This window comes from Cupriavidus mimosae (assembly GCF_023952485.1).
Lineage (GTDB): Bacteria > Pseudomonadota > Gammaproteobacteria > Burkholderiales > Burkholderiaceae > Cupriavidus > Cupriavidus taiwanensis_C.
Window position 1 is genome coordinate 83,739 of record NZ_JALHRY010000011.1, and the last position, 13,376, is coordinate 97,114.

The window sequence follows — 13,376 nt, forward strand, 5'->3', positions numbered from 1 at the left end:
GTTCTTACAGCTACCGTACGACTGGGGAAGCAGGACCGGCGCGCGGCTTCAGACGCAGCGGCCGCCGTCCACTTCGATGCAGGTGCCGGTGATGAAGGCGGCTTCGTCCGAAGCCAGGTACAGGCAGGCGTTGGCCACGTCCTGCGGCGTCGACATGCGCCCCATCGGGATGGTGGCGAGGAACCTGGCGCGGTTCTCGGGCGTGTCCGGCATGCCCATGAATTCCTCGAGCAGCGCGGTGGCGCCGATCACCGGGTTGACGCAGTTGACGCGGATATTGTCGGGGCCCAGCTCCGCGGCCATGGCCTTGCTCGCCGTGATCACCGCGCCCTTGCTGCCGTTGTACCAGACCAGCCCCGGCCGCGGCCGGATGCCGGCGGTGGAAGCGATATTGACGAACACGCCGCCGCCGCGCTGGCGGAAATGCGGCACGAACGCGCGCGCCGACCAGTAGATGCTCTTGACGTTGACGGCGTAGACGCGGTCGAACTCGTCTTCGGTGACTTCCAGGATGGGCTTGTTGCGATGCGTAGTGCCGGCGTTGTTGACCACGATATGCACGTCGCCGAAGACGGAAAGGGCGGCTTCGCGCATGGCCTCGGTGTCGGCTTCGCGCGAGACATCGGCGCGTACCGCACGGGCGCGTCCGCCGGCGTCGCGGATCGCCGCGGCGACGCGCTCGGCGGCGTCCTCGCGCAGGTCGGCCACCACCACGTTGGCGCCTTCGCGCGCGAAGGTATGGGCAATGCCTTCGCCGAAGCCGGAACCTCCGCCGGTGACGATCGCTACCTTGTTGGCCAGTCTCATGGCTTGTCTCCTCAGTGTTTTGGTGATGTTCGGTGCAAGGCGGGGGCTAGTGCGAAAACGGCCCGCGCCCCCTCAGGGCATTCGCCACCATCATCAGCGCCAGCAGGAACGGCAGCGCCACATACAGGCACCAGTGCACGCGGTCGCCGACCACGTCGCCCCACTTGCGCTTGAATACCTGCAGCCGCGGCATGCCGGAAGGATTGGTGGCGCGCTTGTTCCGCACATGCCAGGCCATCCAGAAAAAGAAGATGGCGAAGGCGACCGACAGGAAATTGATGTTACCCATGTTGAATGGCAATGGTTTTCAGGGTGGTGAATCCGTACAGGGCCTCGAAGCCCTTTTCGCGGCCGTAGCCGGACTGGCCGCTGCCGCCGAAGGGCAGCTCCACGCCGCCGCCGGCGCCGTAGTTGTTGATAAAGACCTGGCCCGCGCGCAGCTTGTGCGCGAGGCGCAGCTGGCGCCCGCCGTCGCGGGTCCAGACCCCGGCGACCAGCCCGTAGGGCGTGCCGTTGGCCAGCGCGATGGCTTCGGCCTCGGTGTCGAACGGCATCGCGGCCAGCAGCGGGCCGAACACTTCCTCCTGCGCCAGCCGGTGCGCCGGCGGCACGTCGCGGAACAGCATCGGCACCTGGTAGTAGCCGGCCTCGGGCGCGTCGGCCACGATCTGGCCCTGCGCCATCACCGCCACGCCGGCGTGCTGCGCGTCCGAGACGAAGTCCCACACGCGCTGCTGCTGCTTGCGGCTGATCAGCGGGCCGCATTCCAGGTCGAGCTCGGACGGGCCAACGCGCAGCGATTCGAACACCGATGCGAGCCGGTCCAGCAGCAGGTCGTAGACCGGGCGCTCCACCAGCAGGCGGCTGCCGGCCGAGCAGGTCTGGCCGGCGTTCTGCACGATGCCGTTGACCACCACCGGCACCAGCGCGTCGAGGTCGGCATCGGCAAACACGATCTGCGGCGACTTGCCGCCCAGTTCCAGCGTGACCGGCACGTGGTTCTCGGCGGCCAGCTGCGCCACCAGCTTGCCGGTCTGCGGCGAGCCGGTGAACGAGATGTGCTGGATGCCGGGGTGGCGCGCCAGCGCGGCGCCGGCCTCGTGGCCGTAGCCGGTGATGAGGTTGAGCGCGCCTTCGGGCAGGCCGGCCTCGGCGGCGATCTCGGCCACGCGCAGCAGCGACAGGCAGGCATCCTCGGCCGGCTTGACCACGCAGGCGTTGCCGGCGGCCAGCGCCGCGCCCACGCTGCGCCCGAAGATCTGCAGCGGGTAGTTCCACGGGATGATGTGGCCGGTCACGCCGTGCGGCTCGCGCACCGTCAGCACGGTATAGCCAGGGTTGTAGGGGATGGTCTGGCCGTGCAGCTTGTCGACCGCACCTGCGTAGAACTCGAAGTAGCGCGCCACCGCGCGGGCGTCGGCGCGCGCCTGGCGCAGCGGCTTGCCGGTGTCGCGGGCCTCGAGCGCGCCGAGTTCCTCTTCATGGGCGATCAGCGCCACGGCGACGCGGTTGAGCAGGCGCACCCGCTCGGCCGGGGCCATCTGGCCCCAGGGGCCGTCGGCGGCCTGGCGTGCCGCATGGACGGCGACGTTGATATCGGTGGCGTTGCCGCGCGCAATCTCTGCGAAGGGCTCGCCGTTGGAGGGATCGAAAACCTTGATGCGCAGGCCGTTGTCGGGCGCGATCAGGCGGTTGGCGACGAAGTGCTGGGCGTGCATGGGTGGCTCCGGGGCAGCTTGGGGCAGCTAGGGGCAGCTTGGGGGCTGCGGCTATTCAGTGTCGGCTGAAGAATGCGCCATTATCGCCGACGCCGGCGTCGCTGCAACGCGTTGCAGCGGGCTGGCGAAGCCAGGACCGGCGACGCCTTGTCAGCAACCGGTCAGGCGCGAGCCGCTATAATGCCCGCCATCCGACAACACAGCGCAGGCATCTGGAGAACCGCATGAGCTTCAACCTCGTATCCCCGGGCAAGGACATCCCCAACGATTTCAACGTCATCATCGAGATCTCGGCCCAGAGCGATCCGGTGAAGTACGAGGCCGACAAGGAAACCGGCCTGCTGTTCGTCGACCGCTTCATCGGCACCGGCATGCGTTACCCGGCCAACTATGGCTACATCCCCCAGACCCTGTCGGGCGATGGCGACCCCGTCGACGTGCTGGTGCTGTCGCCGTTCCCGATCATGGCCGGCGCCGTGGTGCGCTGCCGCGCACTCGGCATGCTGAAGATGACCGACGAGTCCGGCGTCGACGCCAAGCTGGTCGCCGTGCCGGTCGACAAGCTGTCGCCGGCCACCGCCTACATGAAGGGCCTGTCCGACGTGCCGCAGAACCTGCTGGACCAGATCAAGCATTTCTTTGAGCACTACAAGGCACTGGAAGCCGGCAAGTGGGTCAAGGTTGAAGGCTGGGCCGGCATCGAGGAAGCCCACAAGGAAATCACCGACGGCGTGGCCAACTACAAGAAGTAAGTTGAACGCCCGCTGAACAGACCCCGCTCCGGCGGGGTTTTTTATTGCGGCGCGCTTGATGCGCGTTAGCACCCGGCCAGGTGGCGTGCGCTACGCTGGGCGGGTACTGACAACAGGAGTCCCCATGCAACCCGTGACCGAAATCTTGGCTTCGCCGCAGACGCCGCCGTCGTTGCGCCGCTATGACCGGCTGGCGGTGTCATTCCATTGGACCGTGTTCGTACTGGTGGCGCTGGCCTATGCCGCGATCGAACTGAAGGGCAGCTTCGCCAGGGGCACGCCGCCGCGCGCGCTGGCCATGGCGGTGCATGAATGGGCCGGCGCGCTGGTGCTGGTGCTGGCCGTGCCGCGCCTGCTGTGGCGCCTGCTGCGCGGCGCGCCGGCGCCGGAGCCGGGCGCGCGCTGGATGCAGATGGCCGGCGCGGCCATGCACTGGGTGCTGTATCTGTTCATCCTGGCGCAGCCGCTGCTGGGCCTGCTGGCGATGAATGCCGGCGGCCACCTGCTGGCGCTGCCTGCGCTCGGCATCGATGTCCCGGCACTGGTCGCGCCCGACCCGGCGCTGAAGGACAGCGTCAAAGAGCTCCACGAAACACTCGGCACCGCGTTCTACCTGGTCATCGGCCTGCATGCGATGGCATCGCTGTTCCACCACTACATGCTGGGCGACGACACGCTGCGGCGCATGTGGCGCTGAGCGACGCAGGCGTCAGTCACGCGCGAACGGGTTGCGTTCGCCCAGCTCGTCCAGGTAGGCGTCGATGCCCTGGCGCTCGCGCGCGAGGAAGCGTTCGACGGCATCGGCGAAGGCCGGGTGCGCCAGCCAATGGGCCGAGCGCGTCGCCACCGGCAGGAAGCCGCGCGCCATCTTGTGCTCGCCCTGCGCGCCGCCCTCGAAGGTGCCGATGCCGTGTTCGATGCAGAACTCGAGCGGCTGGTAGTACGCAGTCTCGAAATGCAGGCACGGGTGGTATTCCAAAGTGCCCCAGTAGCGCCCGTAGAGCGTGCTGACCTCGGGCGCCGCGTCATAGACCAGCAGCGAGCTGGCGATGGGCCGGCCCGCGCGCTCGGCGATCACCAGCAGCAGGTGCTGCGGCATCGCGGCGCCGATGCGGCGGAAGAAGTCCAGGTTCAGGTAGGGCGTGGAATGGTGCTCGCGGTAGGTCTGGCGATAGCAGCGGTTGAAGAACTTCCACGCCTCGTCGTCGATCTCCGCGCCGCGCAGCCGGCGGAAGGTGATGCCCGCCTGGGCCACCTGCCGGCGCTCGGCGCGGATGTTCTTGCGCTTCTTCTGCGACAGCGTGGCGAGGAAGTCGTCGAAGCTGCCGTAGCCGCCATTGGTCCAGTGGAACTGCACGCCGTGCCGCATCAGCATGCCGGCCTGCGCCATCAGCGCGGCCTCAGCCTCGTCCGGAAACAGGATGTGCAGCGACGACATCTGGCTGTCGGCGGCCAGCGCCAGCGCCACCTGCAGCAGCAGCCGGCGCGCCTCGGCGTCTTCGGCCAGCAGCCGCGCGCCGCGCACCGGCGTGAACGGAATCGCCGCCAGCCACTTGGGGTAGTACTCGATGCCGTTGCGCGCATAGGCGTCGGCCCAGGCCCAGTCGAAGACATACTCGCCATAGGAATGCGCCTTGGCATACAGCGGCATGGCGGCGGCCAGCCGTTGCGGACGGCCCGCCGCGGGCGGCGCCCATAACGTCAGGTAGCGCGGATGCCATCCGGTATCCGGGCAGGCGCTGCCGCTGGCGTGCAGCGCGTGCAGGAAGGCGTGCTTGAGGAAGGGCGTGGCGTCGGCATGGCGGGCCACCAGGGCATCCCAGGCGGCGGCATCGATCTGGCTCAGGTCGGCGACGATCTCGGTACGGTATTCCGGAGCGGCAGCGCGCGCTTCGCTGCGCGTTTGCCGTGCCGGCTGGCCCTGCCCGGGCACGCATGATTCAGACTGCATTGCACCAGTTCCCTCTGTGGACCGGTCGAGTCTACCGGAAACCCCGCGCCGGAGTTGGCGTCGTAAAATGGAGCATCCTGGTCAATAGTGCTTTCCCAGGCATCCACGGATGCTGCGGACGACCCGCACGCTTGCGGCTGGTCCAACGGCCCACCGCACGACTCCCAACACCAAGGCCCGATATGAAAAACCTGTTTTTCAACCTGTATTCGCACGGCTTTGCGCGCGTCGCGGTGGGCGTGCCGGTCTGCCGCGTGGCCGACCCTGCCTTCAACGCCAACGAGACCATTGCCCTGGCGACGCAGGCGGCGCAGCGCGGCGCCGTGCTGGTCGCGTTCCCGGAGCTGGGGCTGTCGGCCTACACCTGTGACGACCTGTTCCACCAGCGCGCGCTGCTGGACGCCTGCCAGGCGGCGCTGACCACCATCGTCGAGGCCTCGCGCAAGCTGCCGGCGGCGCTGGTAGTGGGCATGCCGCTGCGGGTCGAGCACCAGTTGTTCAACTGTGCCGTGGTGGTGGCGCGCGGGCGCATCCAGGGCGTGGTGCCCAAGACCTACCTGCCCAACTACTGGGAATTCTATGAGGCGCGGCAGTTCAGCGCCGCCGACAGCGCCGCGGTCGATTCGATCGAGCTGCTGGGCCAGCAGGTGCCGTTCGGCGCCGGCCTGCTGTTCGAGCTCGAAGACATCCCCGACTTCCGCTTCCATGCCGAAATCTGCGAGGACGTATGGGTGCCGATCCCGCCGTCGTCGTTCGCGGCATTGGCTGGCGCCACGGTGCTGGTCAACCTGTCGGCATCGAATATCGTGGTGGGCAAGTCGGGCTACCGGCACCAGCTGGTGTCGCAGCAATCGGCGCGCTGCCTGGCGGCCTACCTGTACACCTCGGCCGGCAAGGGCGAGTCGTCTACCGACCTGGCCTGGGACGGCCAGGCGCTGATCTGCGAGAACGGCGAGCTGCTGGCCGAGTCCGGGCGCTTTGCCGACACCTCGCACCTGCTGTTCGCCGATATCGATGTCGAGCGGCTGTCGCGCGAGCGCATGCACCAGGTGACCTTCGGCCATTCGGTGCGCCGGCACAAGGACGAGGTGGAGCGCTTCCGCGTGGTGCGCTTCCCGCTCGACCTGACGCTGGAAAAGTCGCTGCCGCTGGAGCGCAACGTGGCGCGTTTCCCGTACGTGCCGGCCGATCCGCGCCAGCGCGACGAGCGCTGCATGGAGGTCTACAACATCCAGGTGCAGGCGCTGGTGCAGCGGCTCTCGGCGAGCAAGATCAGCAAGGTGGTGATTGGCGTCTCGGGCGGACTCGATTCCACCCACGCGCTGCTGGTGTGCGCCAAGGCGATGGACCGGCTGGGCCTGCCGCGCGCCAATATCCTTGCCTACACCATGCCGGGCTTTGCCACCAGCGGGCGCACGCTGCAGCAGGCGCGCCAGCTGATGCAGGTGGTGGGCTGCAGCGCGACCGAGATCGATATCCGGCCGTCGTGCCTGGCGATGCTGAAGGACCTGGGCCATCCCTATGCCGCCGGCGAGAAGGTCTACGACGTAACCTTCGAGAACGTGCAGGCGGGAGAGCGCACCAACCACCTGTTCCGGCTGGCGAACTACAACCATGCCATCGTGATCGGCACCGGCGACCTGAGCGAACTGGCGCTGGGCTGGTGCACCTATGGCGTGGGCGACCACATGTCGCACTACAACGTCAACGCCAGCGTGCCCAAGACGCTGATTTCGCACCTGGTGCGCTGGGTCGCCGAGACCGGGCAGGTGGGCGAGGGCGGCTCGGATGTGCTGCTGGCGGTGCTCGACACCGACATCAGCCCCGAGCTGATTCCCGGCGACAGCAACCACGGCCCCGAGCAGAAGACCGAGAGCACCATCGGCCCGTACGAGCTGCAGGACTTCAATCTCTACTACACGCTGCGCTTCGGCTTTGCCCCGTCCAAGATCGCCTTCCTGGCGCAGCATGCCTGGGGCGACCGCGAGCGCGGCATCTGGCCCAACGGCCCGCACGTGGTGCGCAACCAGTACGGCCTGCCCGACATCAAGCGCAACCTGGCGATCTTCCTGGACCGCTTTTTCCGCACCAGCCAGTTCAAGCGCTCGTGCGTGCCGAATGCGCCCAAGGTGGGTTCGGGCGGCTCGCTGTCGCCGCGCGGCGACTGGCGCGCGCCCAGCGATTCGGAGTCGGTGGTGTGGCTGGCGGATCTGGAGAAGGTGCCGGATTGACCTCGCCGTGCCCTGCGCCGCCACACGGCCCGCATGGTGCGGGCCGTTTTCATGCGAGCTGGCTGTTCAGCCGGCCGGCCCGGAGACCAGCTTGAGCCCCACCACGCCACACAGGATCAGCGCGATGCAGCCCGCGCGCGCCAGCGATGCCGGCTCGTCCAGCCACAGCATGCCGAGCATGGCGGTGCCGGCCGCGCCGATGCCGGTCCATACGGCATAAGCCGTTCCCACCGGCAGCCCGCGTAGCGCCAGCGTCAGCAGGGCAATGCTGGACAGCCCGGTGACCGCCGCATAGACGCTGGGCCAGAAGCGGCTGAAGCCGGCCGACCATTTCATGCCGAAGGCGAAGGCGATCTCGAGCACGCCGGCGACGAATAACAGAGTCCACGACATCGGTCAGCCGGCCAGCAGGCGACGCGTGAACAGGCTGTACAGCGTGCGCACGGACAGCGCCGCGATCGCCACCGTCAGCACCAGCAGGATCAGCCCGGCCAGCCAGTAGAGCGCGCCGGCCTGCGCGTGGTCAGCATACTTCAGCGCCGCGTTCGCCAGCGCCGCCATCGGGAAGCTGATCGCCCACCACGACGGCGCGAACGGCGCCGGACGGCGGAACACGCGCCAGGACAGCAGTACGAACAGGAACAGGCCGAAGTAGAACAGCATGCCGGCAAACAGATCGACGTGCCCGGTCAGGTTGACGTAGGCCAGGAAGCCCACCTCGAACGGCGCGATCAGGATGATCAGCGACGGCACCATGCCGGCGGGCAGCGGCTCGTGGTGGACCAGCCGGGCAAGGATCATGGTGAAGAACACCAGCGCGATCACGGTACCGACCGCGGCCGCGAACAGGTTGACCTCATGCGCCCACGCCATCGGCATGGTGCCGCCGGCCACGGCGATATCGAGCGTGGCCACGCCCGGAATCAGCCAGGCCGGCACGACGTTGGCCGGTTCGGTGCGGCCGCGGAACAGCCGCCCGGCGATGACGAAAGTCAGCGCCACGGTAATCACCGTGCCCACGGTCCAGATCGCCTGCCCCAGCACCGCGTGGTGCGCGCCCACCACGGACGACAGCAGCAGGATGGCAATGGCGATGGTGCCGAAGAAATTGCCCGCGATGGGATGGCTGAACTCGGTGCGCACGGCCTCGGGGTAGCGCTTCCACTTGGCCAGGTAGCCAGCGGCAAGGGTCACGAAGGCCAGCACCGCGGCCACGCCAATGGCGTCGCCGATGGCCGGGTTGGTGCCGAAGGCGTTGACCGCGCCGCGCCATGCCATCGACAGCCCGGACAGGCCCATGACGGCGCCGAACAGATTGACCGGGAGGTGCTTGACCGAACTGCGGGGTAGCGGCAGCGCGGTTGCGGGGTGGGTAGCAGGAGTCATGGCGTGTGGCTTTGGCTATGCCCGCGGAGGGCGGGCGTGGTAGAGGCCGCGAATCTCGTCAGCAGAGGAGTGGGCGGGCCTGATGAAGGGGATTATGGTTTTCCGGGGGGGCTGGCCGATAGTAGATATGCCCGTCAAATTCGGCCAACAGTACAGCGCTTGCTGCCAGCGGCGACGCAGCACCGGATTTCCTGCCTAGACTGCGCGCCGTTGCATTCGAAGCCGAGGGAAATCAGTTGAAGCCGACCTTGATCAAGCGCGCCCGGGTGCCCGTGCTGCTGCTGTTGTGTTGCATGGGCGTTTCGGCTGCCGACTGGTGGCGCTGCAGCGCGCTGGCAATCACACCGCGCTGGCGGAATCCCGGCGCATCGTCGACATCTTGATCGTGCGCTATCGGTGACCGCTCTGGCTGAATCTGCCTAGACTTGCAATATCCCGCCGCGCCAGGCCGCCGAGCCGTCTTTGCCATGCCCTCCATGAAAATCGCCGTCGTCGCCTTTCCCGGCTTCCAGATGCTAGATCTGGCCGGCCCCCTCGATGTCTTCCACGAAGGCGCGCGCCAGGCGGGTCAGCCTGACGCCTACCAGTTCGAGATCATTGCGCCGGGGCCGGGCATGCTGCGGGCCTCCAACGGCATGCGGGTCGAGCCGGACGCGACGCTGGAGACCGCCAGTGACGACATCGACACCCTGCTGGTCGCCGGCGGGCCGGCGCTGTGGAAGCAGGCTCAGGACGCGGCCATCGGCGCATGGCTGGCCCGGCAGGCGCGCACGGTGCGGCGTATCGGCTCGGTCTGCTCCGGCGCGATGATGCTTGCGCACGCGGGCCTGCTCGACGGGCGCAGCGCCACCACGCACTGGAATACCACCGACCACCTGGCGCGCAGCTTCCCCGGCGTCCAGGTCGAGCCGGACCGCATCTACGTCAAGGACGGCAATGTGTACACCTCGGCCGGCGTGACCGCCGGCCTGGACCTCGCCCTGGCGCTGGTCGAGGAGGATTTCGGCCGCGTCGTGGCGCTGCGCGTGGCGCGCGAACTGGTGATGTTTCTCAAGCGGCCGGGCGGCCAGTCACAGTTCAGCGCCCACCTTGCGGCGCAGACGGCGGAGCGCCATGCGATCCGGGAGGTGCAGGGCTGGCTGGTCGAGCACCTTGCCGCGGATCTTTCGGTCGATGCGCTGGCCGCGCGTGCCGGCATGAGCACGCGCAACTTTGCCCGCGTGTTCCGCCAGGAATGCCAGGTGACCCCGGCCGAATTCGTCGAGGCCGCGCGCATCGACGCGGCGCGCCGGCTGCTGGAAAGCTCGCGCCACCCGCTCAAGCGCGTGGCCACGCTGACCGGCTTTGGCGATGCCAACAACCTGCGGCGCGCATTTCTGCGCCGGATCGGGGTGGCGCCTTCGGACTACCGGCGACGTTTCCTCAACACGGCGTGACGGTTGCTTTACACAGGCTATGCACAAGCTTTGCACAGCATTTCCGGGGAGCTTTCCACAGGGTTGTCCACAGGCCCGAAGGGCAAGACACCGCCGTGCGATGCGCGCTGCCCAACGTTCCGGCCGCGCCAGGCGCGGGATGCAGGGCGCCAAGGGCTGTTAAAATGCCCTCCGGAGAGCGCCGCGTCCGCGGCGATGCGCCGCCGGGCGGCGTGAACAAACGATAAACAGGGGCCAGTCATGAAGCAGATTACCGCCATCATCAAACCGTTCAAGCTCGACGAGGTGCGTGAAGCCCTGGCTGACGTCGGCGTGACCGGGCTGACGGTGACCGAAGTAAAGGGATTTGGCCGCCAGAAAGGGCATACCGAGCTGTACCGCGGCGCCGAGTACGTGGTCGACTTCCTGCCCAAGATCAAGATCGAAGTGGTGGTGGCCGAGAACCAGCTCGATACGGTGCTGGATGCCATCGTCAAGGCTGCCCACACCGGCAAGATCGGCGACGGCAAGATCTTTGTCACCGAGATCGAGCGCGTGATCCGCATCCGCACCGGCGAGCAGGACGAAGCCGCGGTCTGAGCCATCGGCCGGATCGGCCAGCGCAGCGACACGCCGCCCTGCAGGGCGGCGTTTTCATTGGTGGGTTCGCTTTAGACGCCGCTCAGCTGGGCAGTTTCCAGCCGTAGCGCACCGACGCCAGGCGCATGGCGATGATCGCCAGCGCGCCGGTCAGCAGCGCCGCCTCCTGCTGCACCTCGAGCCAGGTCAGGCCGATATAGATCCAGCAGCCGATGAACGAGCAGGTGGCGTAGGGCGAGCGGTCGCGCAGGATCATCGGAACTTCATTGCACAGCACGTCGCGCACCACGCCGCCGAACACGGCCGAGATGATGCCCATCATGACCGCCACGGTCGGCGTCATCTGCGCCACCAGCGCCAGCGAGGCGCCGGTCACCGAGAACAGCCCCAGCCCGATGGCGTCGGCCACGATCATGGCCCGGTCCGAGGCCACGCGGCTGACCACGCGCAGCACGAACGACGCGCCGAACGACATCACGAAGATCAGCAGCACATAGCCTTCATGGTCGACCCAGTAAAACGGGCGCCGGTCGAGCAGCACGTCGCGCACGGTGCCGCCGCCGAAGGCGGTGGCAAAGGCCACTACGAAGGTGCCGACCACGTCCAGGCGCTGCTTGCGTGCATCGACCACCCCCGAGACCGCGAAGGCCAGCACGCCAATCACCTCCATGATGTGGAGGATCAGGGGCAGCCGCCCCATCAGCAATTCGAGCGGAACGTGCATCCGGGACGCGGCGTCAGGCGCGCGGCTGGCGCAGCAGCACCATCAGCGCGCCGGCGCCGCCTTCGGCCTCGCGCGCCTGCACGAAGGCCAGCACTTCCTCCTTCTGCACCAGCCAGCTGCGCACCTTGCCCTTGAGCACCGGCAGCTTGTCGGGCGAGCCCAGGCCCTTGCCGTGGATCACGCGCACGCAGCGCACGCCGTTGCGCACCGAGCGGCGCAGGAACTCGGCCAGCGCCTCGCGCGCCTCGTCACTGCGCAGGCCGTGCAGGTCGACCTTGTCCTGCGGCACCCATTCGCCGCGACGCAGCTTGCGCACCACGTCCATGCCGATGCCGGGCCGGCGGAACGACAGCGTCTCGTCGGTCTCGAGCAGGCTTTCGACATCGAACTCGTCCGACAGCGACGCCTGCAGCACCGCCTGGTCGTTGCGCTGCGACTGCACCGGCACGGGCGCGGGCTTGCTGGGAGGATGGTGGGCGCGGTTGCGGTCGCGCAGCTGGCTGACCTGGCCCACGCTGGCGCGGAACACATCGGCTTCGGCGCGGGCGCGCTCGGCCGCCTGCTCGGCGGCGAGGCGCTCGGCTTCGCGGCGCTCGGTATCGGCCTTGAGGGTGTCGCGCAGCCTGGCAAGGTCGTTCAGGCCGAGGCGTTGGGGCGGTCGGTCGGGTTTGCGGGCGCCGTGCGTCATTGAAACAAATCTCCGGAGGCTCGGCGCCGATTATATCGACTGGCGCGGCCGCGGGCGGGCCCGCGCCCGTGTGGCGCGCCGGCGGCGGTGACGAGCCGCCGGCGCAGGGGTTGCTTACTTCAGGGCTTCGACGAAGCGCTGCGCGTCCAGCGCGGCCATGCAGCCGGTGCCGGCGCTGGTGATGGCCTGGCGGTAGACGTGGTCCTGCACATCGCCCGCGGCGAACACGCCCGGCACGCTGGTGGCGGTGGCATCGCCCTGCAGGCCCGACTTGGTCACCAGGTAGCCGTTTTCCATGGCCAGCTGGCCGGTGAACAGGTCGGTGTTGGGCTTGTGGCCGATGGCGATGAACACGCCGGCCAGCTTCAGGTCTTCGGTCTGGCCGGTCTTGGTGCCGCGCACGCGGATGCCGGTCACGCCGGAATCATCGCCCAGCACTTCGTCCAGCACGCTGTCGTAGCGGATCACCACGCGGCCTTCCTTTTCACGCTGCAGCAGGCGGTCGACCAGGATCGGCTCGGCGCGGAAGCTGTCGCGGCGGTGGATCACGGTGACCTTGCTGGCGATATGCGACAGGTACAGCGCTTCTTCGACGGCGGTATTGCCGCCGCCGACCACGGCCACTTCCTGGTTCTTGTAGAAAAAGCCGTCGCAAGTGGCGCAGGCCGACACGCCGCGGCCCATGAAGGACTCTTCGGACGGCAGCCCCAGGTACTGCGCCGAGGCGCCGGTGGCGATGATCAGCGCGTCGCAGGTGTATTCGCCGGCGTCGCCGATCAGCGTGAAGGGGCGGGCCGGCTGGCCCTTGTCGTCCACCAGCTTCGCGGTATGGATGTGATCGAAGATGATTTCGGTCTTGAATTCTTCGGCATGCGCCAGCAGGCGCTGCATCAGCTCGGGGCCCTGGACGCCCTTGGCATCGCCCGGCCAGTTCTCGACGTCGGTGGTGGTCATCAGCTGGCCGCCCTGTGCCAGGCCGGTGATCAGCACCGGCTCCAGGTTGGCGCGGGCCGCGTAGACCGCGGCGGTGTAGCCGGCGGGACCGGAACCGAGAATCAGCACTTTTGCGTGTTTTGCCATGATGCGTTCCTGTGGCCAGTGCGG

15 protein-coding genes are annotated in these 13,376 nt (G+C 68.1%); 5 read left to right on the forward strand and 10 right to left on the reverse strand.

Annotated elements, in window-relative coordinates; genetic code table 11:
- Positions 1-48: 48 nt before the first annotated feature.
- The 3 genes from MKD50_RS20400 to MKD50_RS20410 are packed head-to-tail and all read right to left on the reverse strand — an operon-like array spanning position 49 to position 2,525.
- Positions 49-807: an SDR family oxidoreductase gene (locus MKD50_RS20400; protein ID WP_115706255.1), complete on the reverse strand. Its 759-nt coding sequence runs from the start codon at positions 805-807 to the stop codon at positions 49-51.
- A gap of 46 nt (positions 808-853) precedes the next feature.
- Positions 854-1,096, reverse strand: coding sequence for a hypothetical protein (locus MKD50_RS20405; RefSeq protein ID WP_010813008.1), 243 nt, complete (start codon positions 1,094-1,096; stop codon positions 854-856).
- Positions 1,089-2,525, reverse strand: a complete 1,437-nt coding sequence (locus MKD50_RS20410; RefSeq protein ID WP_252668459.1) for an aldehyde dehydrogenase family protein — start codon at positions 2,523-2,525, stop codon at positions 1,089-1,091. Before MKD50_RS20410 ends, MKD50_RS20405 begins: the two co-directional genes overlap by 8 nt.
- A 224-nt stretch (positions 2,526-2,749) precedes the next feature.
- On the opposite strand from MKD50_RS20410, the gene ppa reads away from it, so the two are divergent.
- Positions 2,750-3,277 carry an inorganic diphosphatase gene (ppa, locus tag MKD50_RS20415; protein ID WP_240073858.1) on the forward strand — a complete coding sequence of 176 codons (528 nt, stop codon included), beginning with the start codon at positions 2,750-2,752 and terminating at the stop codon, positions 3,275-3,277.
- A gap of 124 nt (positions 3,278-3,401) precedes the next feature.
- Positions 3,402-3,974 (forward strand): cytochrome b, encoded by a 573-nt coding sequence (locus tag MKD50_RS20420; protein WP_252668461.1) that lies wholly within the window; start codon positions 3,402-3,404, stop codon positions 3,972-3,974.
- A 12-nt stretch (positions 3,975-3,986) separates the two neighbouring features.
- On the opposite strand, the gene MKD50_RS20425 is transcribed toward MKD50_RS20420, so the two are convergent.
- Entirely contained in the window at positions 3,987-5,228 is a 1,242-nt protein-coding gene (locus MKD50_RS20425; protein ID WP_252668463.1) for a GNAT family N-acetyltransferase, read from the reverse strand.
- 182 nt (positions 5,229-5,410) lie between these two features.
- Between MKD50_RS20425 and MKD50_RS20430 the strand changes: the two genes are divergently transcribed.
- Positions 5,411-7,459: an NAD(+) synthase gene (locus MKD50_RS20430; protein ID WP_252668465.1), complete on the forward strand. Its 2,049-nt coding sequence runs from the start codon at positions 5,411-5,413 to the stop codon at positions 7,457-7,459.
- A 66-nt stretch (positions 7,460-7,525) separates the two neighbouring features.
- Here MKD50_RS20430 and MKD50_RS20435 read toward each other — a convergent pair whose 3' ends face one another.
- From MKD50_RS20435 to MKD50_RS20445, 3 genes are all read right to left on the reverse strand, one after another.
- Positions 7,526-7,852 (reverse strand): DMT family transporter, encoded by a 327-nt coding sequence (locus tag MKD50_RS20435; RefSeq protein WP_115706260.1) that lies wholly within the window; start codon positions 7,850-7,852, stop codon positions 7,526-7,528.
- A 3-nt stretch (positions 7,853-7,855) separates the two neighbouring features.
- Positions 7,856-8,845, reverse strand: a complete 990-nt coding sequence (locus MKD50_RS20440) for an SLAC1 anion channel family protein (protein ID WP_252668467.1) — start codon at positions 8,843-8,845, stop codon at positions 7,856-7,858.
- Between the two features lie 232 nt (positions 8,846-9,077).
- Entirely contained in the window at positions 9,078-9,323 is a 246-nt protein-coding gene (locus MKD50_RS20445) for a hypothetical protein (protein WP_252668469.1), read from the reverse strand.
- Between MKD50_RS20445 and MKD50_RS20450 the strand changes: the two genes are divergently transcribed.
- Positions 9,322-10,281, forward strand: coding sequence for a GlxA family transcriptional regulator (locus tag MKD50_RS20450; protein ID WP_252668471.1), 960 nt, complete (start codon positions 9,322-9,324; stop codon positions 10,279-10,281). The two genes, MKD50_RS20445 and MKD50_RS20450, sit on opposite strands and share 2 nt — an antisense overlap.
- Before the next feature lie 240 nt (positions 10,282-10,521).
- Entirely contained in the window at positions 10,522-10,860 is a 339-nt protein-coding gene (gene glnK, locus MKD50_RS20455) for a P-II family nitrogen regulator (RefSeq protein ID WP_006162803.1), read from the forward strand.
- Between the two features lie 82 nt (positions 10,861-10,942).
- Here glnK and MKD50_RS20460 read toward each other — a convergent pair whose 3' ends face one another.
- The 3 genes from MKD50_RS20460 to trxB form a co-directional block, all read right to left on the reverse strand.
- Positions 10,943-11,584: a trimeric intracellular cation channel family protein gene (locus tag MKD50_RS20460; RefSeq protein WP_115706262.1), complete on the reverse strand. Its 642-nt coding sequence runs from the start codon at positions 11,582-11,584 to the stop codon at positions 10,943-10,945.
- A 13-nt stretch (positions 11,585-11,597) separates the two neighbouring features.
- Positions 11,598-12,272, reverse strand: coding sequence for a Smr/MutS family protein (locus MKD50_RS20465; RefSeq protein ID WP_115662815.1), 675 nt, complete (start codon positions 12,270-12,272; stop codon positions 11,598-11,600).
- Positions 12,273-12,386: 114 nt separating this feature from the next.
- Complete coding sequence (gene trxB, locus MKD50_RS20470) at positions 12,387-13,352, reverse strand: thioredoxin-disulfide reductase (protein WP_115681404.1); 966 nt, start codon at positions 13,350-13,352, stop codon at positions 12,387-12,389.
- Between the last annotated feature and the right edge of the window lie 24 nt (positions 13,353-13,376).